The sequence below is a fragment of the Nonomuraea jabiensis genome (genome assembly GCF_014204795.1).
Taxonomy (GTDB): Bacteria; Actinomycetota; Actinomycetes; order Streptosporangiales; family Streptosporangiaceae; genus Nonomuraea; species Nonomuraea jabiensis.
The window spans coordinates 8,551,245-8,573,177 of record NZ_JACHMB010000001.1 but is presented as its reverse complement, the minus strand read 5'-3'; the positions used below and the strand labels follow the sequence as shown (position 1 = coordinate 8,573,177).

At 72.8% G+C, this 21,933-nt stretch carries 14 protein-coding genes; 7 read left to right on the top strand and 7 right to left on the bottom strand.

The genetic code is table 11. The features are described from left to right. Nucleotides 1-2,745, top strand: a complete 2,745-nt coding sequence (locus HD596_RS39060) for a helix-turn-helix transcriptional regulator (protein WP_185074483.1) — start codon at nucleotides 1-3, stop codon at nucleotides 2,743-2,745. Nucleotides 2,746-2,765: 20 nt separating this feature from the next. On the opposite strand, the gene HD596_RS39055 is transcribed toward HD596_RS39060, so the two are convergent. The 6 genes from HD596_RS39055 to HD596_RS39030 form a co-directional block, all read right to left on the bottom strand. Beyond that, nucleotides 2,766-3,587, bottom strand: a complete 822-nt coding sequence (locus HD596_RS39055) for an ATP-binding cassette domain-containing protein (protein WP_185074482.1) — start codon at nucleotides 3,585-3,587, stop codon at nucleotides 2,766-2,768. Next, nucleotides 3,584-4,594: an ABC transporter ATP-binding protein gene (locus tag HD596_RS39050; RefSeq protein WP_185074481.1), complete on the bottom strand. Its 1,011-nt coding sequence runs from the start codon at nucleotides 4,592-4,594 to the stop codon at nucleotides 3,584-3,586. Before HD596_RS39050 ends, HD596_RS39055 begins: the two co-directional genes overlap by 4 nt. After that, nucleotides 4,591-6,141: an ABC transporter substrate-binding protein gene (locus HD596_RS39045; RefSeq protein ID WP_185074480.1), complete on the bottom strand. Its 1,551-nt coding sequence runs from the start codon at nucleotides 6,139-6,141 to the stop codon at nucleotides 4,591-4,593. Before HD596_RS39045 ends, HD596_RS39050 begins: the two co-directional genes overlap by 4 nt. 87 nt (nucleotides 6,142-6,228) lie before the next feature. After that, nucleotides 6,229-7,092 (bottom strand): ABC transporter permease, encoded by an 864-nt coding sequence (locus tag HD596_RS39040; protein ID WP_185074479.1) that lies wholly within the window; start codon nucleotides 7,090-7,092, stop codon nucleotides 6,229-6,231. Then, nucleotides 7,089-8,018, bottom strand: coding sequence for an ABC transporter permease (locus HD596_RS39035; RefSeq protein WP_185074478.1), 930 nt, complete (start codon nucleotides 8,016-8,018; stop codon nucleotides 7,089-7,091). The genes HD596_RS39040 and HD596_RS39035 overlap by 4 nt, the downstream gene beginning before the upstream one ends. Before the next feature lie 19 nt (nucleotides 8,019-8,037). Continuing rightward, complete coding sequence (locus HD596_RS39030; RefSeq protein WP_185074477.1) at nucleotides 8,038-9,087, bottom strand: LacI family DNA-binding transcriptional regulator; 1,050 nt, start codon at nucleotides 9,085-9,087, stop codon at nucleotides 8,038-8,040. A gap of 186 nt (nucleotides 9,088-9,273) precedes the next feature. On the opposite strand from HD596_RS39030, the gene HD596_RS39025 reads away from it, so the two are divergent. From HD596_RS39025 to HD596_RS39000, 6 genes are all read left to right on the top strand, one after another. Beyond that, entirely contained in the window at nucleotides 9,274-10,209 is a 936-nt protein-coding gene (locus HD596_RS39025) for a dihydrodipicolinate synthase family protein (RefSeq protein ID WP_185074476.1), read from the top strand. A 38-nt stretch (nucleotides 10,210-10,247) separates the two neighbouring features. Beyond that, nucleotides 10,248-12,332 carry a golvesin C-terminal-like domain-containing protein gene (locus HD596_RS39020; RefSeq protein WP_185074475.1) on the top strand — a complete coding sequence of 695 codons (2,085 nt, stop codon included), beginning with the start codon at nucleotides 10,248-10,250 and terminating at the stop codon, nucleotides 12,330-12,332. After that, entirely contained in the window at nucleotides 12,329-14,209 is a 1,881-nt protein-coding gene (locus tag HD596_RS39015) for a glycoside hydrolase family 127 protein (protein WP_185074474.1), read from the top strand. Before HD596_RS39020 ends, HD596_RS39015 begins: the two co-directional genes overlap by 4 nt. Then, nucleotides 14,206-16,044 (top strand): MGH1-like glycoside hydrolase domain-containing protein, encoded by a 1,839-nt coding sequence (locus HD596_RS39010; RefSeq protein ID WP_185074473.1) that lies wholly within the window; start codon nucleotides 14,206-14,208, stop codon nucleotides 16,042-16,044. Before HD596_RS39015 ends, HD596_RS39010 begins: the two co-directional genes overlap by 4 nt. Beyond that, on the top strand, nucleotides 16,041-17,645 hold the full coding sequence (locus HD596_RS39005) for an FAD-dependent oxidoreductase (RefSeq protein ID WP_185074472.1): 1,605 nt from the start codon (nucleotides 16,041-16,043) through the stop codon (nucleotides 17,643-17,645). The genes HD596_RS39010 and HD596_RS39005 overlap by 4 nt, the downstream gene beginning before the upstream one ends. Nucleotides 17,646-17,714: 69 nt before the next feature. Beyond that, the gene (locus tag HD596_RS39000) at nucleotides 17,715-20,714 is read left to right on the top strand and encodes a GH92 family glycosyl hydrolase (protein ID WP_313046063.1); all 3,000 of its coding nucleotides are present in this window, start codon (nucleotides 17,715-17,717) and stop codon (nucleotides 20,712-20,714) included. Between the two features lie 186 nt (nucleotides 20,715-20,900). Here the strand turns inward: HD596_RS39000 and HD596_RS38995 are convergent, their stop codons facing one another. Then, nucleotides 20,901-21,902, bottom strand: a complete 1,002-nt coding sequence (locus HD596_RS38995; protein WP_185079473.1) for a LysR family transcriptional regulator — start codon at nucleotides 21,900-21,902, stop codon at nucleotides 20,901-20,903. Between the last annotated feature and the right edge of the window lie 31 nt (nucleotides 21,903-21,933).

Here is a 21,933-nt window from a genome sequence, read left to right as displayed (position 1 = left end):
GTGCGCGGGGCGTCCTTGACGGGCAGGGTGCGGGAACGACAGGTCGTCGACGGGCTGCTGGCCGGCATGGCGGACGGCGGATGCGGCGCGCTGATCATCAGGGGCGGGCCGGGCATCGGCAAGACCGCGCTGCTTGAGTACGCGCGCGACGCCGCGCAAGACGTACGCCTGCTGTGGGCCAACGGCGTGGAATCCGAGGCCGAACTCCCGTTCGCCGGACTGCACCAGCTCCTTCAGCCCGTCATGCACAGGCTGAAGGAGCTGCCGCGCACCCAGGCGGCCGCTCTGCGCGGCGCGATGGGGCTCGGCCCCGCCACCGGGGACCGGTTCCTGGTCGGCCTCGCGGTCCTGACGCTGCTGGCCGGCAGCGGTCCCGTGCTCTGCCTGATCGACGACGCGCAATGGCTGGACAGGTCGTCCGCGGACGCGCTGGTCTTCGCCTCCCGCAGGCTGACCGCCGGGGGCGTGGTGCTGCTGTTCGCCGCCAGGGACGACTGGTCCGCGCTCGCGGGGCTCGACGAGCTCCGGCTGACGGGGCTGGAGCCGGCCGCCGCCGAAGCGCTGCTGCGTGAACGGGCGCCCGGGCTCGCTCCACAGTTGCGCGAACGGATCATGAACGAGGCGCTCGGCAACCCGCTCGCGCTGATCGAGTTCGCAAAGACGGCCGGGGCCGCCGATCCGCAGGGTCTCGGCGCCCCGCAGGCCCCTCTGCCGGTCACCCGGAAATTGCACGAGACGTTTCACCGCCAGGTCGACGCGTTGCCGGAGGCGGTGCGACGCCTGTTGCTCCTCGCGGCCGCCGACGACACGGGCGACCTGGAACTGGTCCTTCGAGCCGCGGAGCTGGCCGACGGGCAGGCCGGAGCCGAGCGGGCCCTTGAATCGGCCGAGACCGCCGGCCTGATAAGGATCGACGGTGGCCTGCTGACGTTCCGGCACCCACTGGTCAGGTCGGCCGTCTACCAGGGCGCGCCCTTCACCCGCCGCTGCGCGGCGCACCGCGCGCTCGCCGACGTCCTGCTCACCTACGGCGAGGGCGCCGACCGCAGGGTCTGGCACCTGGCCCTGGCCGCCACCCGTTCCGATGACGCCATCGGGGCCGCCCTCGAAGGGGTGGCCCACCGTGCGGGCGGCCGGAGCGGGTACGCCACCGCGGCCGCCGCCTACGAGCGGGCCGCCCACCTGACCGCCGATCGCCGCCAGCGCGGCCTGCGGCTCTCCTATGCGGCCGAGGCGGCGGTCCAGTCAGGTCAGCTCGGGCAGGCGCGTGACCTCGCGCGTCGCGCCGAGCCCCTCACTCACGACCCCGCCCGGCTGGCCGGTCTGGCGAGGGTGCGCGCCGCCGTGGAGTTCGAGCTGGGCTTCCCGTCGGACGCGGGAGAGGTCCTGGTGAAGAGCGCCGAATCCATCGAGCGCACCGACCCCGAGCGCGCCGCGCTGATGCTCGCCCACTCCATCCGGACCTTCTCCTTCAGCGGTGACGCCGGCCGGGCGCACGATGCCGCGCAGCGGCTGAGCCTCATCGACGTGCCACCGGGCTCGGGCCTGACGCCGCTGGTCAGGGCAATGCGGGCGATGGCCGATCTGCTGGCGGGCAGAGGAGGCGTCGGAAGCCCTATTCACGAGCTGATCGCGGCGGCGCACCACGTGCCGGCTCATCGGCCCGCCGAACGTCTCCTCGCGGCCTCACTCGCCCTCATCACGGCACAGGACACGATCGCGCTGGAGCTGGCCGAGCCCGTCGCGGAGCACGCGAGGACGCACGGAATGGTCGGGATGCTGCCACATGCGCTCGAGATCATCACTGAGGCGCAACTGCTCGGCGGACGGCATCTGGACGCGCTCACCAGCGCCACCGAGGGCTACGACCTCGGCCGCGACACCGGTCAGCTCCACCGCCTCGCCCATCTCGGCGGCCTGCTGGCCTGGCTGACCGCGATCAGCGGTGACCACGAGCGGTGCCGCATGCTCGCCGAGGCCGGTATCCGCTATGGAAACGACCACGGAGTGGTACCTGCCGGGGCGCTCAGCACATGGGCGCTCGGCCTGCTCGAGCTGGGCATGGGGCGCGCGGCGCACGCCGTCGGCCATCTGGAGTCCACGCGGCACCCCATCGTCGCCGTGTGGTGCGCCGCCGACCTGATCGAGGCGGGGGTACGCGCCAACCGGACCGAGGTCGCCGAGCGGTCGCTACGGACGCTCATGGAGTGGGACCGGACGGTGAGGAGACCTTGGGTCTCGGCCATGGCGCTGCGCTGCCGAGCCATGACGACCTCGGGCGGTGACGCGGGGCAGCACTTCGAGGCCGCGATCGAGCTCCACGAACGGTGCGCGCAGCCGTACCAGCATGCCCGGACGTGCCTGGCCTATGGCGAGTGGCTGCGCAGGCGGCGCAGCCGGGCCAGGGCGGGGATCCAGCTCAGGACCGCCCTGCGGATCTTCGAGGACCTCGGCGCACGACCGTGGGCGGACCGGGCGCGGGCCGAACTGGACGCCGCCGGCGAGCCCCGGCCGGGACACGGGACGGACGCCGCGAGCCCGCACCGGCTCACGCCCCAGGAACTCCAGGTCGTACGGCTGGCAGCGGCCGGCCTCAGCAACCGCGACATCGCCCGGCAGCTCTTCCTCAGCCCCAAAACTGTGGCGCAGCATCTCTACAAGGCCTACCCCAAACTCGGCATAACCTCCCGAACCCAACTCGACCATCTGGATTTCGGAACCCCTGCGGCCACCGGCCGGCCGTGACCCCTGACGAGAGCCCGAGCCTACTCGCGGGGATCCGTGCCGGACAGCTCCAGGGCGGCATCGAGCAGGCTGCGGGTGTACTCGTGCCGCGGCGCCCCCAGCACGTCCGTCGCCTGCCCTTCCTCCACCACCACGCCCCGGCGCATGACGGCGATCCGGTCGGCGATCTGGTGCACCACGCCGAGGTCGTGGGAGATGAAGAGCATCGCCAGATGGTGGCGCTCGCGCAGGTCGACCAGCAGCCGGAGGATCTGCGCCTGGACCGACACGTCCAGGGCGGACACCGCCTCGTCGCACACCAGCAGCCGGGGCCGGACCGCGAGCGCGCGGGCGATGCTGACGCGCTGGCACTGCCCGCCGGACAGTTCGGCCGCCCGCTGCCCGGCCACGCTCGCGTCGAGCCCGACGTCGTCGAGCAGGCGGTGCAGCGCCGCGGTGCGGTCGCCGGACGGGGCCGCGCTCGGATGGGTGCGCCACGCCTCGTCGATGATCGCGGCGACGGTCATGCGCGGGCTCAGCGACGACCGCGGGTCCTGGAAGACCATCTGCGCGGTACGCTGCTGCGCCGTGGTACGCCGCCCGACCGGCCCCACGGGCACCCCGTCGAGCAGGACGGCCCCGGAGTCGGGCCGGACGAGGCCGACGATCGCGCGGGCCACCGTGGTCTTGCCCGACCCCGACTCCCCGACCACCCCCACGATCTCGTCGGGGGCCACCGTGAGGCTCACGCCGTCGACCGCGACGAAATCCTCGGCCCGGCGGGCGGAGCGCGGCCGGAACCACGCGGTACGCCGGCCGAAGCTGACCCGCAGGTCCCGCACCTGGAGCAGATCGGCGCTCATCGCTGCAGCAGCTCCTCGGCGAAATGGCACGCGGCCCACCGGCCGGGCGCGACGGTTCTGGGCTCCGGCTCCTCGGTGCGGCAGCGCTCGCGCGCCAGCGGGCACCGGGGGTGGAAGGCGCACCCCGGCGGGCGGTTCGCCGGGGTGGCCGGCGTGCCCGGCAGCGGGTGGGCCAGCGCGGTACGGGTGCGCACCGCGGGCACGCTGTCGACCAGTGCGCGGGTGTACGGGTGAGCCGGCCGGGCCAGCACCGCCGCGGTGGGGCCGCGCTCGGCGACCCGGCCCGCGTACATGACGACGACCTGGTGCGCTACGTGCGCCACCACCCGCAGGTCGTGGCTGACGAGGAGCATCGCCAGCCCCTCGTCCTGCTGGATGGAGCGCAGGAGGCGCAGGATGCGCGCCTGGACGGTCACGTCCAGCGCGGTGGTGGGCTCGTCGGCGAGCAGCAGCGCCGGGCTGCCCGCCAGGGCGAGGGCGATCATGGCCCGTTGCCGCATCCCGCCGGAGAACTCGTGCGGGTAGCTGCGCATCCTGCCGGCCGGCTCGGGGATCCCGGCCCGCTCCAGCAGTTCGAGCACCCGCCGGCGCACCTCGTCGCGGGGGCGGCCGGCGCGGCGGAGGATCTCGCCCACCTGGCGGGCGATCGTCTGGGTCGGGTTGAGCGCGGCCAGCGGGTCCTGGAAGATCATTGCGATCTCGTGGCCCCGCAGCCGGCGCCGGCGGGCGGGGCTCGCCCTCAGCAGGTCCTCGCCCCGCCAGCGCAGCTCCCCGCCGGTCGCCGCGCCCTCCGGGAGCAGGCCGATGACGGCGTTCGCGGTCATCGTCTTGCCGCTGCCCGACTCGCCGATGAGCCCGACCGTCGTCGCCGGCGGGATGTCGAACGTCACCCGGTCGACGACGCGGACCGGGCCCCGGGCGCCGGGCAGGTCGACGACCAGCCCGGCCACCTCGAGCAGCCCGTCCACCTCGACCGGCGCCTCGACCGGGGTCCGCACGCCGCTCATGAGCTGCTGACCCGCACGCCGGCGAAGTCCGGCAGCCCGTTGGGGTCCGGTGTGACGCCGGTGACGCGGTGGTTCCAGGCGTAGGCGTACTTGACCGCCATCGGGAACATGCCGACCGCGTCCTGCCAGATGATCTTGCTGGCCTCGCCGTACAGCTTGACCCGCTCGCCGGTGTCCGAGCTGGCCCCGGCGGCGGCGAGCAGCTTGTCGAGCTCGGGGTTGCAGTAGCCGTTGCGCTTGGCCGCGCAGGGGTACAGCCGGCCGAGGGTGTTGGCCGCGTCGAAGGTGGGGTTCGACAGCTGCTGGAAGTTGATGTCCCAGTTCAGGGCGAGCAGGTCCTTGGTGAACACGGCCTGCTCCTTCTCCAGCAGGTCCACCTGGACGCCGATCTTCTGCAGGTCGGAGACGATGGCCTGGTTGAACGGCCGGAACTCGGCGTTGGCGAACTGCAGCCGCAGCTTGGTGGAGAAGTCGAACTTGGCGTCGGTCAGCGCGGCCTTCGCCGCGGCCGGGTCGTAGCGGACGGGCTCCTGGGGGACGTAGCCGAGGGTGACGGGCGAGACCGGGGCGTCGGCCAGGGTGCCCGTCTGCGGATAGAGCCGCTTGATGATGGTCGCGAAGTCAACCGCCTGCCACAGCGCCCGCCGCACCTTGGCGTCCTTCAGCGCGGGCGCGGAGGAGTTGAACCACATGGTGAACACGGCGGTGCTCGGCACCGTCTCGACCTTGAGGTTGGAGTCTCGCTGGAGCCCCGCGAGCTGGTCGTCGGGGATGCCCCAGGCGAGGTCCACCTCGCCGGTCCGAAGCGCGGTCAGCCGGGCCGCGAGCTCGGGCATCTTGCGGATGGTCACCCGCTTGACCTGCGGCGCGCCGCCGTAGTGGCCGGGGTTCGGCACGAGCACGAGCGTCCCGGACGGGTCGAACTTCTCCACCTTGAACGGCCCCGACCCCACCGGGTTCTGGAAGAACGCCGGGTTCTCACCGGTCAGGCTGCCGGGCAGCACGTAGAAGATGGCGAGCTTGTACGGAACCGCCGCATCCGGTTTCGGCGCCTTCAGCACGACCTCGGTGGGCGACGAGGCGGTCATCGTGTAACCGGCGAAGTTGGCCGCGTTCGTGCTCTTGAGATCCAACATCCGCTTGAACGAGGCGACGACGTCGTCCGCGGTGACGGGCTTGCCGTCGCTGAACTTCACGCCCTGGCGCAGTGTGAACGTCCACTGCGAGGCGGAGCCGTCGGGCTTCCACGCGGTGGCGAGGTCGCCCTCCAGGGTGCCGTCCGGGCGGGGCCGCACCAGGCGGCTGAAGATCGCCTTGGAGGCCAGTTGCGTGCCGGTGGCGCTGCCGCCCGTGGGGCTGGCCGGGTCGAGGCTCTCGATCGCGTAGGTGCCGGCGACGGTGATCTCGCCGCCACCGGTGCCGGCACCGGTGCCGCCGCCCGTGCCGCCGCCGGTGGCGGCGCTGCAGCCGCTGAGCACGAGGGCCGCGGCGGCGATGAGGGCCAGCGCCGCGCGCCGCGGCCTACCTGAGGCAAGGGGTCTGGTCATGGACGTCTTCCCGCCTTCCGGGGATGGTTCTTCGGGGGGTGCTCGTGATGGAAGGGGATGTGTGCCGGCCGTACGACGGTCGCCGCCTCACCGGAGGTGTCCGCGGCCGTATCGGGCGGTGAGCTGGTCGCCGAGGATCCCGATGTTGATGATCAGCAGCGACAGCGCGACGCCGGGCAGCGTGGAGATCCACCAGGCGGTTTCGAGATACTGCTTTCCGTTCGCGATGGTCTGGCCCCAGGACACCGCCGTGCCGGGCAGGCCGATGCCGAGGAAGCTGAGCCCGGCCTCGGCCAGCACGACGAGGGCGAACTCCAGCGTCGCCAGGGCGACGATCGGGCCGACCGTGAGCGGCAGGATGTGCCGGACCAGGATGGCCACCGGACGTACGCCGAGCACGCGGGCCGCGTCGATCCAGGCCCGCTCCCGCATCGACAGGGCGACGCCGCGGGTGACCCGCGCGAAGGAGATCCAGGCCGTCGCCGAGAGGGCGATCACCACCACCAGGACGCTGCGCTCGAAGGCGCCCGCGATCACGATGGTCAGCAGGATCGCCGGGAAGGCGAGCAGGATGTCGATGCCACGCGCGAGCACCGTGTCCAGCCAGCCGCGGAAGTAGCCGGCGGCGATGCCGACGCTCACGCCGATCACGCAGCAGACGACGACCGTGGCGACCCCGATGATCATCGACGTGCGGGCGCCGTAGACGACCTGGGCGAGGACGTCGCGGCCGAGGCCGTCGGTGCCGAGCCAGGCGACGCCTCCGGACGCGAGCCGCGATCCGGGAACGAGCAGCCGGTCGTCGAGCGAGACGCGCACGGGGTTGTAGTCGATGACCAGCGGTCCCACCCCGGCGACCACGATGTACAGGGCGAGCACGGCGTACGGGATCCGGCTGAGCCACCGGCCGCGCACCACGGGCCGGCGGATGGCGCCGGCGACGGCGGTCATGCCGCACCGTCCAGCTTGATGCGCGGGTCGAGCTGGGAGTACAGCAGATCGGCGACGAGGTTGAACAGCATCACGATGCCCGCGATCAGGAACGTGGCCGCCTGCACGACCGCGTAGTCACGGTTGGAGACCGCGTCGACCACCAGCGTGCCGAGCCCCGGCCAGGCGAAGACGTTCTCGACCACGACCGCGCCGCCCATCAGGCCGCCCATGTGCAGCCCGACGATGGTCACCACGGGGATGAGGGAGTTGCGCAGCGCGTGGCCGAGCAGCACCTGCTGCTCGGTGAGCCCCTTGGACCGGGCCGTCTGGATGTACGGCTCGCGCATCGTCTCCGCGACGCTGGTCCTGGTCAGGCGGGCCACGATGGCGGTGAACGGCAGCGCCAGCGTGAACGCCGGCAGGACCAGGTGCGCCGGCGAGCCCGCCCCCGCGCTGGGCAGCATGCGCAAGGCCAGCGCGAAGACGAGGATCAGCATGATGCCCACCCAGAAGGTGGGGAACGACTGCAGGGCGATGGTGCCCGCGCTGACCAGCCGATCGACGGCGCCGCCCGGGCGCGCGCCGGCCAGCAGTCCGAGCACGAGGCCGAGGCAGACGGCGATGGCGGTGGAGGCGAGCATCAGGTCGGCGGTCGCGGGCAGCCGCTCGAACACCTCCGACATCGCCGGCCGGTCGAACCGGTAGGAGTCACCGAACTGCAACCGGGCCACCTCGCCGAGGTAGCCGAGGTACTGGCTGAACACCGGCCGGTCGAGCCCGAGCTTCCCGGTGAGCTCGGCCACCTGCTCCCGGCTCGCGTCCGGGCCCAGCAGGATCGTGGCCGGATCGCCCGGGGCGACCCGGACGATGAGGAAGATGAGCGAGGCGGCGCCCCACATCACCAGCACGCCCACCAGCAGTCGTTTGACGATGACCCTAATCATGTGGGCTTTCCTGGTTCGGTCACTGCTGTCTCCTTGGTGGGGCCACGGTCGCGCCCGGCGTGAGGGGGCACTCGACGTTCTCTCTGCGGGCATCCGGCTCGGTCGCTTCCAGCAGCCGCGCCAGCAGGTGGGTGGCCTGCCGGCCCATCTGCTCCCGGGGGACCACCAGGCCGGTCCAGGGCGTGCCGGTGCGGCGCGCGCCGGTGGAGTCGCCCAGCACGACGATGCTCAGATCGTCCGGGACCGACAGCTCGTGCCGCTCCGCGCACGCCAGGAGCTCCTCCGCCAGCAGGACCTGCTCGGCGACCACGGCGGTGATGCCGCCGTGCCGGATCTCCGCCAGGAGGCCCGCCACGTCGTCGGCGGACTCCAGCGTCCACACCGGGCCGGTGAGCCGCCGGGCCTCACCGGCGGGCATCGCCCGCCGGAACCCCTTCTCCCGGTCCCGGCTGGGCTGGGCGTCGCCGTCACCGATCCGGGCGTAGGCGACGCGCCTGTGCCCGAGCTCGAAGAGCCGTTCGGTGAGCTGCTGCGTCGCCGTGGCGTAGTCGGCCGCCACATAGGAGACCGGCGCCCCCGACACTTCCCGGTGCCCCACGTAGACGAAGGGGAAGCCGGTGTCGCGCAGCCGCTGGATCTCCTCGACGTTCGGGTCGCGCCCGAGCAGCAGCGCGCCGTCCGCGAGCGACAGCCGGGTCGACCCGTCGCGGAAGACCTGCCGCTCGCCGCCGAGGCTGGTGAACAGCAGGAGGTCGTAGCCGAGCTCCGCCGCCGCCTGCTCCATGCCGAGCAGGAACGGGAAGTAGAAGTCGACGCTGGTCGTCGGGAAGACCGGCTCGAAGGTGAACACTCCGATGATCTTGTTCTGGCCGCCGGCGAGGGATCTCGCCGAGGCGTTGGCGACGTAGCCCCACTCGCGGATCGCCGCCAGCACCCGCTCCCGGGTCGCCTGGCTGATCCGGACGTCGGAGTCACGCTCGTTCAGCACGAGCGAGACGGTGGCCTGGCTCACCCCCGCGAGGCGCGCGATGTCGGCCTGGGTCGGCCTCCGCACTGGTCCGCGACTCATCCGGGGCCTCCTGCTAATGCGCCTAACCCGATGAACGCAAAGTGTGTCTCTCACTCCTGTGAGGCGTCAATGTACCTAGGCGAAAAAGAACGCTGGAAACCGGAGAGAATTACTAATACCCATTAGCATCTGGCGTCCCGCGGGGATCGCAGGATACCGTCCGGAGCGTTTGCCGAGGGAGGTGCCATGGATACCGACCATCCGGTCTCCGGACTGATCATCCCGCTCGTCACCGCGCTCGACCCGTCCGGGCGGCCCGACCCGCCGGCCGTCCGGCCGCTGCTGGCCCACCTCGCGGCCGGCGGCGTCACCACGCTGATGCTGGCCGGCACCAACGGCGAGGGCCCGCTGCTGCCGGCCGGCGACGTCCGGGCGTACGCGGTCGAGGTGTCCGCCATGTGGCGCGACCTGGCCGGGGCGCCCGCCCGGGTCATGGTGGCCGCCGCCGGCACGGGCACCAGGGAGACCTTGCGGCGCATGGACCGCCTGGCGGAGCTCGACCTGGACGCCGTGGTCGTGCTCGCGCCGTCCTACTTCCGGCACACCGAGGACGAGCTGTACGCGCACTTTCGCGACATCGCCCGCCACGGCCGCCCCGTCGTCGTCTACAACAGCCCCGGGTACACCGGCAACCCCGTCCCCATGTCCGTGATGCGCCGCCTGCTCGACGAGCCGGCGATCATCGGGTTGAAGGACAGCTCGGGGGACGCCGCCCTGTTCGCCGGGTTCTGCGCCCTGGCCGGGGAGCGTCCCGGTTTCCAGGTGGCCCAGGGTGCCGAACGGCGGCTGGCCGACGGGCTCCGCATGGGGGCCGCCGGGCTGGTGCCGGGGGTGGGCATGCTCGCGCCCGCGCTCTGCGCCGACCTGCTCAAGGCCGGCCGTGGCGGCGACCACGCCACCGCGGCGGCGCTGCAGCACGACGTCGACCGGCTGGCCGCGCTCTTCGGGGTCCGCCCCGGGGTCAGCGGGGTGGTCGTGATCAAGACCGCGCTCCACCTGCTGGGGCTCTGCCCGCCGCACGCCGCTGCGCCGTTCTTGCCTCTCACCGACACCGAGCTCACCGAGCTGCGCGCCGCGCTGGCCCGCATCCACGACCTCGTAGGACCACTCGACCCGCGATAGACCTGAACACCCCCCAAGCTCCTGCCGAGGAGAGTCGCATGACCATGCCCATCAGCCGGCGGGCCTTCGCCCTCGGGCTCGCCGCAGGCGCCGCCGCGGCCGCCCTGCCCTCCCCCGCCGCGGCCGCGCCGGCCGCGGCCGAGCCGTTCTTCGCGGAGGCCACCTTGTGGGACTCCGCCGTGGATCCGCTGGCCAGCTATCACGTGTACGGCCTGGCCGTACTGCCCGACGACACGATCCTGGCCTGCACCGAGGGCCGGCACGAGAACTGCGACGCCGGACCGCACGACCTGCTCGTCCGCCGCAGCACCGACAAGGGACAGACCTGGAGCCCGTCCCAGGCGGTGGCGCTCGCCGATGAGGGCCAGTGCTGGTCCAACCCCACCTTCGTGGTGGACCGGGTGACGGGCGAGGTCTTCCTCTTCCACGGGCTCTGCGTGCGGCTGCCGGAGAACACCAGCTGCTCCGCCGACTCCAGCACCTTCTACGTCATCTCCAGCACGGACGGCGGCGCCACCTGGAGCGAGCGGCGCGAGCTGACCAGCCTCTTCGACCACTTCACGTACGACTGGGCGATGCACGGTCCGGGGCCGGGTCACGGCATCCAGCTCGACTCGGGCCGGCTGCTCCTGACGGTCTCGCACCGGACCATCATCACGGGCGTCCCCACGGCGGAGCGCCACTACGGCGTCTCGACCGTCTACAGCGACGACCACGGCCGCACCTGGCAGTCCGGCGGCGAGGTGCCGATGGGCGAGGGCTACCCCGTCGTCGGGGAGGCCCGGCTGGTGCAGCGCGACGACGGCACGGTGGTGATGAGCAGCCGGCCCGGTTCGGGCAACGACTGGCCCCGGGACATCGCGGTCAGCGGTGACGGCGGCCTGACCTGGTCGCCGCCCAGGATGGACTTCAGCCCCGGCCTCTTCAACGGCGTCGACACCGGCTTCGTCCGCCACACGGGCGGGCCGGGCAGCCAGGACGTCAACCGCGTGCTGTTCAGCCGGCCGGACGCGCCGATGCGCTGGAACATGACCGTCGCGGTGAGCTACGACGAAGGCCACTCCTTCAGGTACAGCCGGTCGATCAACCCGGGCCGGGGGTACTACTCGGACCTGGCGTCCCTGTCCGACGGCACCATCGTGCTCCTGTACGGCTGCGACGGCGACCTCGACGGCACCCCGCGCCGCGTGGCCGCCGCCCGCTTCAACCTGGAGTGGCTGACGCGGGGCCGCGACAGCCTGGCCACCGGCCCCAAGCTGACCGAGAGCACGCACGACCTGGGTGTCCCCGCGGTGCGCGCCCGCCGGTCAGGCGGGCAGGTGTCGGTGGTGCTCGAGGCCACCGCGCGCGGCGGCGCCCGCGCGCTCTTCGTCCCCGCCGCGACCGGCGACTACATCGAGTATCCCTTCACCGTCGCCCACGACGGTACGCACGAATTATGGCTGCGCTACTACCGGTCAGCGGGCGGTGGACTCATGACGGTGACCGTGGACGGGAAGAAGCCACGCACGTCCACGCTGGACCTGACGGCCTACCGCGGCGACGGCTACGACGTCGCGCTGCTGGGCCGGATGTCGTTGCGGCCCGGCCGGCACACCATCCGCTTCACGCTGGCCGGCCCCGGCCGGGGCGGCGGCACGACCCTCTCGCTCGACCAGCTCAGCCTCGTCCGGGCGTCCGCCTCGCCGGACGTCCGCGACGAGGTCACCGTCGACAACGGCGGGCTCGGCTTCGAGGTCACCGGCACCTGGCCGAGCGGCAGAAGCGTCCCCGGCTATTACGGGTTCAACTACGTGACGCACGCCAAGGGCACCGGCGCGAACGTGGCGCGGTGGCGGCCGGCGCTCCCGGGCGACGACCGGTACGAGGTTCTCGTCTCCTACACGGCCGACCCCAACCGGGCGACCAACGCCACGTACGTCGTCCACCACGCCGCGGGCACCACCTCGGTGACCGTCAACCAGCAAAACCGCGGCGTGCCGGACCCCCGCACCGGCGAGTGGACGTCCTTGGGCACCTTCTCCTTCAAGGCCGGCCTCGCCGGATACGTCGAGCTCAGCGACGCGGCCGACGGCTACGTCATCGCCGACGCCGTCCGGTTCCGGCGGCAGGCGCCCCTATGACGGCCGTCCCGAGTCCGGCCGCCGCGGTGGTCCTGCGGCCGCTCCCGGCAAGCCAGGTGACCGGCGGGTTCTGGGCCCGCCGGCTGGAGGCCAACCGGGCCGCGATCCCCCTCGGACACGAACGGCTGGTCGAAGCGGGCAACATCGGCAATCTCCGCATCGCCGCGGGTGAGGCCGCCGGTGAAGCCCAGGGTGCGAGCTTCCGCGACTCCGACGTCTACAAATGGCTGGAGGCGGTCGCCTGGGAGTACGCGCGCAGCCCCGACGAGGCGCTCCTGGACCGCCTGCGGACGCTCGGCCGGACGATCGCGACCGCGCAGCGAGAGGACGGGTACCTCAACTCCGCCATCCAGGTCCGCGGCGAGGAGCCGTACGCGCGGCTGTGGACGAGCCACGAGCACTACTGCGCCGGCCACCTGATGCAGGCGGCCGTGGCGGCGGCCCGGGCGACCGGCGAGACGGAGCTGCTGCGGGTCGCCACCCGGCTGGCCGACCATCTCGCCGGCACGTTCGGCCCCGGCCTGCGCGAGGAGCTGGACGGCCATCCCGTGGTGGAGATGGCGCTCGTCGAGCTGTACCGGCAGACGGGTGAGCGACGGTACCTGGACCTGGCTCGCCACTTCGTCGAGGCCCGCGGGCACGGCCGGGCCGCCAAACCGGGCTTCGACCCCTCGCACTACGGCGACCCCGCCCACTACTCCGACCGGCTGCCCGTGCGCGAGGCGGAGACGGTGGAGGGGCACGCCGTGCGCGCCGTCTACTTTGCGGCGGGCGCCACCGACGTCGCCATCGAGACCGGCGACACCGAGCTGCTGGCCGTGATGCGCCGGCAGTACGACGTGATGCGCCGCCGCAAGCAGCACGTCACCGGCGCCGTCGGCGCACGCTGGGACGGCGAGGCGTTCGGCGAGGCGTACGAGCTGCCGCCCGACCGGGCGTACGCGGAGACCTGCGCCGGGATCGGGGCGATGCAGTGGGCGTGGCGGCTGCTGCTGGCCACGGGCGAGTCCGTCTACGCCGACCAGATCGAGCTGCTGCTGTACAACGCCGTCCTGCCCGCGGTGTCGCTGGCCGAGGCGGACTACTTCTACGTCAACACGCTGCACCGGCGGACCGGCGCGCGGGCAGACGTGCAGCGCTCGCCGGCGCACGGCCGCCGTCCCTGGTTCAACTGCGCGTGCTGCCCGCCCAACGTCATGCGTACGCTGGCCGCCCTGCCCACGTACCTGGCGACCGGCACGCAGGACGGCCTCCAGGTGCACCTGTACGCCCGGAGCGCGCTGGCCTCGGGTGGGCTCGCCGTGGACGTCGACACCGAGTATCCGTGGGACGGCCTGGTCACGGTGACCGTGCGCGAGGCGCCGTCGCGCGAGATGGAGCTGGCGCTGCGCGTACCGGACTGGGCCGAGGGCGCCACCGTGGACGGCAAGCCGGTGGAGTGCGGCGGTTACGCCCGCGTCCGCAGGGTGTTCCGGCCCGGCGATCGGGTGGTGCTGGCGATGCCCATGCCCGCCCGGTTCATGGTGGCCGACGACCGCATGGACGCCACCCGGGGGTGCGTCGCCGTCACCCGTGGACCGCTGGTCTACGCGATCGAGCAGCCCGACCAGCCGTCCGGCGTCGTCCTGGAGGACCTGCGCATCGACACCGCCACGCCGCCCCGGCCCGAGCACCGGCCGGACCTCCTCGACGGCGTGACCGTGCTCCGAGCCGATGGCGTGCTCGAAAGCGGGCCCGCCGAGTCCCCCTACCGGCCCCTTGGGCAGCCGGCCCCGGCGGCGCGGCCTGCGGAACTCACGCTGATCCCCTACTACGCCTGGGCCAACCGCGGCCCGCACGCCATGCGCGTATGGATTCCCACCCGAAGGAACACATGACGAACTACGCCCATGTGCAGGCCTCGCTCGCCCGAGGGTGGAACACCTGGGACACGCGCAGCGTGCTCACCCAGGTGCTCCTCCCCGACGCGCTGGGCCTGTCCCTCGGCCTGAAGGAGTACTACCGGGGCACGTCGCTGCGTGCCGCCCAGATCGGCCGCCGCACCGAGGGCGCGGAGACGGTCACCCTGGGCCGGCACGCCTACGACGGCGGCTACACCGAGACGACCGTGACGTGGGCGGGCATCACGATCCGGGTGCAGACCGCGCACGCGGGCGACGACCTGGTCGTGCTCGTGACGCCCACCGCCAACCAGCGCAAGAGCGCGCTGCTGACCGTCGGCGTCGCCTATCTGTGGAACCGGCCCGGCTCCGTCACCCGCGCGGGCGGCCGGATCACCGCCGAGGGGCCCGGCGGGGCCGTCCAGGTCTTCTGCACGGCCCCGCACGTCGAGGACCCCTACACCGACGTGGACGGGCCGTACCTGGCGATGGAGCTGACCGGCGCGGTCGGGATCAGCACCGGCCGCGCCCGCGACCTGCCGGAGATCGCGCGGATCGTCGCCGGCGCCTCGGCCGCGATCGGGGCGGCCGGCACCGACCCCCTGGCGCAGCACCGCGAGATCGTCAGGGACGCCATCTCCTGGAACACCATCTACGAACCGGCGCGCTCCCGCGTGATCACGACCGTCAGCCGGCTCTGGAACGTGGGCAAGCGCGGCGGCTACGCCCTGTTCTGCTGGGACGCCTTCTTCAACGCGCTGCTGGCGGCCGTGTCGAGCAAGGAGCTCGCCTACGTCAACACCGTCGAGATGCTGCGGGCCCTGACCCCGGAGGGCTTCGTCCCCAACGTCGAGCAGGGCACCGGCCGCAAGACCCACGACGGCTCCCAGCCGCCGGTGGGCTCGCTGGTGGTCCGGGAGCTCTATCGCCGGTTCGGCGACCGGTGGTTCCTGGAGGAGTGCTTCGAGCCGCTGCTGTCCTGGAACCGCTGGTGGTGGCGGGTGCGCCGGGACGGTGACCTGCTGTGCGCCGGCTCGACGTACTTCGACCCCGAGTTCCCCTCACCGCAGGACATCCCCCGCATCCACCAGCACTTCGGCGCGACCTGCGAGACCGGCTGGGACAACCACCCGGTCTTCGAGGACGTGCCCTTCGACCAGGCCAAGAGCCTGCTCGCCGCTCACGACGTGGGGCTGAACAGCCTGTACGCGGCCGACTGCGAGGCGCTGGCCGACCTCGCCGACGCCCTCGGCGACCGGCAGGCCGCGGCGGAGCTGCGCGAGCGGCACGCGGTCGTCGTGGCGGCGATGGAGTCCCTGTGGGACGAGCCGAGCGGCGTCTACCGCAGCAGGCGCACCGACACCGGGCTGCCGACCGAGCGGCTGTCCACGATGAGCTTCTATCCCCTGCTGGCCGGCGTCGGCGCGGGGGAACGGACCCGGCGCATGGTGTCCGGGCTCCTGATGACCGACGACGGCTTCGGCGGCGAATGGCTGCTGCCCACCTCGCCCCGCGACGAGCCCGTGGACGTCGGCGAAGGCAGCTACTGGGCGGGACGGGCGTGGCCGCCGGTGAACTTCCTCGTCTACCTGGGGCTGCTGCGCGCCGGGGAACGGCCCGCGGCCGCGTGGCTCGCCGAAGGCAGCTCCCGGCTCGTGCTGAAGGAATGGAACGAGCACCGCCACGTCCACGAGAACTACTCCAGCGTCCACGGCGGCGCCTGCGACAAGCCCAACAGCGAGCCGTTCCAGACCTGGGGGGCACTGCTGAGCCTCATCGTCCTCATGGAACGCGGCGAGGTCGACTTCTTCGAGAAGGGTGATGTGATTTGAGCGGCGCCGAGGCGGACGTCCTGGTGGTCGGGGGCGGGATGGGCGGGGTCGCCGCGGCGCTGGCGGCGCTGCGGCGCGGCCGGACCGTCGTGCTCACCGAGGAGACCGACTGGCTGGGCGGGCAGCTCACCAGCCAGGGCGTGCCGCCGGACGAGCATCCGTGGATCGAGCAGTTCGGCGCGACCCGCTCCTACCGCAGGTTGCGCACGGCCATCCGCGACCATTACCGCACCTGGTACCCGCTGACCCGGGAGTCCCGGGAGGCGACCGACCTCAACCCGGGGCGCGGCACGGTCAGCAGGCTCTGCTGCGAGCCGCGGGTGGCCGCCGCGGTGCTGGCCGGCATGGTCGGCCCGTACCTGTCCGCCGGGCGGCTGACGATCCGCTACCTGCACCGGCCGGTGGCCGCCGACGTGGACGGCGACCGGGTGACCGGGGTGACCTTCGCCGGCCCGGACGGCGAACCGTTCCACGTGCGCGCGGCGTACGTGCTCGACGCCACCGAGCTGGGTGACCTGCTGCCCCTGGCGGGGATCGAGCACGTCACCGGCTTCGAGTCGGCCGCGGAGACCGGCGAGCCCAGCGCCCCCGCGCAGGCCCAGCCGGGCAACATGCAGGCGTTCTCCTGGGTCTTCGCCGTCGAGCACCGCGCCGGCGAGGACCACACCGTCGACCGGCCCAAGGACTACGCCTTCTGGCGCGACTACCGGCCGCCGTTCTGGCCGGACCGGCTGCTCAGCCTCGTCGCGCCCGACCCGCGCACGCTGGAGCCGAAGCCGCGCGTGTTCGTGCCGCACGCCTCGTCGGAGCCGGTCGTCGCGGACCAGAGCCGCGACCCGGGCGACACGGATCTGTGGGTGTTCCGGCGCATCCTGTGCCGCGAGGTGTTCGAGCCCGGGTTCGCGGTCAGCGACGTCGTCGTCGTCAACTGGCCGCAGATCGACTACCTCCCCGGACCGCTGATCGGCGTCACCGAGGACGAGCGGGCCCGGCATCTCCAGGGCGCGCGGGACCAGGCGCTCAGCATGCTGTACTGGCTGCAGACCGAGGCGCCGCGGCCCGACGGCGGCACCGGCTGGCCGGGGCTGCGGCTGCGCCCCGACGTCATGGGCACCGCCGACGGCCTGGCCAAGAGCCCCTACATCCGCGAGTCGCGGCGCATCCGCGCCCGCCGCACGATCGTGGAGCACGACCTGTCGCTGGCGGTGCGCGGCGAGCACGGCGCGGTCGCCTACCACGACACCGTGGGCGTCGGGATGTACCGCATCGACCTGCACCCCTCCACCGGCGGCGACAACTACATCGACGTGGCGAGCTGCCCGTTCCAGATCCCCCTGGGCGCGCTGCTGCCGGTCCGCGTGCGCAACGTGCTGGCCGCCGGGAAGAACCTCGGCACCACCCACATCACCAACGGCTGCTACCGCCTGCACCCGGTGGAGTGGAACGCCGGCGAGGCGGCCGGCGCGCTGGCGGCGCACTGCCTGGACAACCGGCTCGAACCGGCGCAGGTCCACGAGGATCCCGCCGCTCTCGAACGGTTCCAGGCCGAGCTGGTCGCCGACGGGTTCGAGCTGGCCTGGCCTCAGGTGAGGGGATACTGACCACTTCCGGACTTTTGGTCTTACGTACGTGTTCATGGCTCAGTTAATGTGAGCCGGTGTGATCACGACGTGTTCTCTCCCCGCTCGTGGCTCGCCGCCGCGATCATCGGCACGGTGCTCGGCACGGCCGTCGCCGTCCCGGCAGCCGCAGCCCACTCCCCCGCCAAGGTCACCGATCCGGTACGCCACGTCGACCCGCTGATCGGATCGGCCAACGGCGGCAACACCTATCCCGGCGCCGTCCTGCCGTTCGGGATGATCTCGTGGAGCCCGACCAACACGGCGGGCGACCAGACCAACGCCGCGGGCGCCAACGGCTACTCCTACAACACGCCCCGCGTGCGGGGCTTCGCGCTCACGCACGTCAACGGGGCGGGCTGCCATCCGGGTGCCGCCGGTGACGTTCCGATCATGCCGTTCGCCGGACAGGTCACCTCCTCGCCGACCGCGGACACCACCGACGCGATCTACGCGAGCACGTTCAGCCACGACAAGGAGAGCGCGCGGCCCGGCCGGTACACGGTCACGCTGGACTCCGGCGTCAGGACCGACCTCGCGGTCACGACCCGCGCGGGCGTGGGCCAGTTCACCTTCCCGGAGGGCTCGCCGGCCAGCCTGCTGTTCCGGGTGTCCAACTCGCTCAACGGCAGCGAGGACGCCGAGATCGCCATCGACCCGGCCACCCGTACGGTCACCGGCTCGGTGCTGACCGGCGCGTTCTGCGGCCGCCGCGCCAACGGCGGCGTCAACAACCGCAAGAGCTACTACCGGCTGCACTTCGCCGCCTCCTTCGACCGCGCCTTCGCCGCCACCGGCACCTGGGTCAACGGCGAGCTGCGCCCCGGCACGACGACGGCGAGCGGCGGCGAGGGCTACGCCACGGGCGCCGACCGCGCGGGCCGCGGCTCCGGCGGGTACGTCACCTTCGACGGCACCGACGTCCGCATGAAGGTCGGCATCTCCTACACCAGCCTGGCGGCGGCCAGGCAGAACCTGGCCGAGGAGATCTCCGGGCGGGACGACGTCGCGTCCGTGGCCGCCCGCGCCACCCGCGCCTGGAACGAGCGGCTGCGCTCGGTCGAGGTGGCCGGCGGCTCGGCGGACCTGCTGACCACGTTCTACACGGCGATGTACCACGCCTACCTGCAGCCCAACGTGACCAGCGACGTCGCGGGCACCTACCTCGGCAGCGACGGAAAGGTGCACCGGCTGGCCCGCGGGCAGGGCGTCCAGTACGGCAACTTCTCCGGCTGGGACCAGTACCGCGCGCACACCCAGCTCCTGGCCCTGCTCGAACCGCGGGTCGCCGGCGACTACGCCCAGTCCCTGTACAACCTGGCGCGGCAGAACGGCGGCGTCTGGGACCGCTGGGTGCACGTCAACGGCCCCACCCACGTGATGACCGGCGACCCGTCGGCCCCCGCGCTCGCCGGCTTCTACGCGCTCGGCGTGCGCAACTTCGACGTGCGCGGCGCCTTCGACTCCCTGCTCGCGCAGGCGACCGTGCCGCACCCGTCCGGCCTGTCGGACAAGGGGTGCCCGGGGCAGTGCGAGGGCCAGCGCCCGAACCTGGCCGAATACCTGCGGCTCGGCTACGCGCCCCAGGACACCTGCCACTGCTGGGGCGGCGCGGCGGAGACGCTGGAGGACGCGACCGCCGACTTCGCGCTCGCGGACTGGGCGGGCCGGCTCGGCCGCACCGCCGAGCGTGACCTGCTGATGCCGCGGGCGAGCTGGTGGCGTAACACGTTCAACCCGTCGGCCGGGCCGGAGGGCGGTTACCAGCAGGCGCGCAAGGCCGACGGCACCTGGCTGTGGCCGTTCTCGGCGACCTCCGACGCCGGTTTCGCGCAGGGCACCAGCGCCACCTACACCTGGATGGTCCAGCACGACGTCTCGGGGCTGGCCGCCGCCATGGGCGGCCGGGAGCAGGCGGCCAAGCGGCTCGACACGTTCTTCCACCGCGCCGACGGCTCGTGGGCGACCGGCGGCGACGGCTTCCGCTACGACCCGACGAACGAGCCCGGCATCCACGTCCCGTGGCTCTACAACGCGCTCGGCCGGCCGTGGAAGACCCAGGAGACGGTGCGCGCGATGGCGTCCCTGGTGTACCGGACCGGCCCCGGCGGGCTGCCCGGCAACGACGACCTCGGCACCATGTCCGCCTGGTACGTCTTCGCCGCGCTCGGCATGTACCCCCAGACGCCGAGCCGGGCCGAGATGCTGCTGTCCAGCCCCATGTTCCCGAAGGCGTGGATCAAGCGCGGCAACGGCCGCACGATCACGGTGAGCGCCCCGCAGGCCGGCCCCGACGCCGTCTATGTCCAGGACGTGCGGGTCAACGGCCGGGCGTACACGCGCTCCTGGCTGCCCGAGTCCCTGCTGAACCAGGGCGGCGACGTCGTGGTCACCGTCGGCGCCACCCCCGACACCTCGTGGGCGACCGCGCCCGGCGACCTCCCCGTCGACCGCGTCCCCGCCGCCGGCGCCCCGATCCCGAACCTGCCCGCCGCGTGCGAGCCGTCCGGCTCCTCCTGCGCCCAGAGGCTCCAGTACGACGTGGACGGCGTGGCCACCACGGACGCCAAGCCCCAGGGCAACCTGGACGGCAAGGGCTGGAGCTTCCCGGCCGAGCAGCTGCCCGAGCCGGGCCTGCGCACCGTGTCGGGCGGCGCCTACCTGATCCCGGAGACCAGGGGCACGGCGGGCAACTTCCACAGCCTGCGCGGCCAGCGCACCTACCTCACGCCGGGCCGCTACCAGGCCCTCGACCTGCTGGTCACGGCCGTGAACGGGGACCAGCAGACCGAGCTCACGATCACCTACGCGGACGGCACGACCGCCACGGCCCCGCTGAAGGTGACCGACTGGGCGAGCGCGTCACCGCACTTCGGCGAGGAGGCGGCGATCACGGCCGACACCCGGTACAACGTCAACAACACCGCCGACGGGCGCAGGGTGAGCATCTGGCGGGTGTCCGTGCCGGCGGACCCGGCCCGGGAGGCGGTCTCGTTCACCAGCGCGGCGACGCCCAACGTCAAGCTCTTCGCCCTCACGACACGCCACTGACCCCTCACCGTGCCCGCCCCACCCGACCGGGCACGGCTCGGGCGGGCACTCGCAGGTGTGGGTCAGGCGCCGGACGTCGCGCACCCGCACGGCGGCGACACCCGCGATCCGCACTCAGGGCCGCCTTGAGCCCGCCGAGCAGCACCGTGACCCCGGCGGTCGTGCTGGGACGGCGAGGCGCTCCCCTCAGCGGCCGGCGGCCGTGGTGAAGGCCGCGCGGTCGGGGTCCGGGAGCCATTGGCGGCGCGGGTCGAACGGCTGGTAGTTGTCCGTGACATACCGCACGAGCCGCGCCAGCACCGGGTGATGGCTGTGCCGGTGGAAGATCAGCGAGCACGGGTACACAGGGGCGGGCGCCACGACCGGGACCTGGACGGTGCCCGGGTGCCAGGGCATCCGCAGCCGCCCCCCGACGAACCCGACGCGTCCCCCGGAGGCGATCTCCTCGGTGAAATACTCCCACCCGAAATCCGGCCCCGCCGTGTCGAGCGGGATGTCGAACGCGGCGCTCAGGAAACCGTAGAACTCGGCCCACTCGCTGCCCGGGACGTTGCCGGGCATCCACACGGTCACCCCGGACAGGCGTTCGACCTCCACCTCCCGCAGGCCGGCGAGCGGATGGTCGCGGCCGACCAGCAGGTGCACGGGGTCGAGGTAGGCCGGCACGTGCCGGAGGTCGTCCTCCAGCGTCCCGCTGACGCGGGCGAAGGCGGCGTCGACGGCCCCGCGGGCGAGCGCGCCGCGTGCCGATCTGAGCCCGTTGGAGGTGATGACCTCGACGTCCGCGTTCTCGACGGTCTCGTGGAACTTGCGGATCAGGTCGCTGGAGTGCATCCGGGTGTCCATGACGTCGACCCGCAGCGAGCGGTTCCGGCCGCGCAGGACTTCGCGTGCCTGGTCGGCGATGCCGACGAGGGCGCGGGCGTGATGCAGGAACGCCTTGCCGTCCTCGGTGAGGTCGGCCCCCGTGCGGGTGCGGGAGAACAGCCGTACGCCGAGGTCGGCCTCGAGCTTGGCGATCCGCTTGGAGACGGCCTGCTGGCTGATGCCCAGCCTGGCGGCGGCCTCGCTGAAGTAGCGGTCCTCGGTGATGACGACGAAGGCGCGGACGGTGGCGAGGTCCAGGTCGTACGCCGCCTCATCGACCACTGCTGGTTGTGGTTCTTCGGTGTGTCGCTTGTTGGACAACCGGGCCTGCTCTCGGGTCGAATGCTCGGGT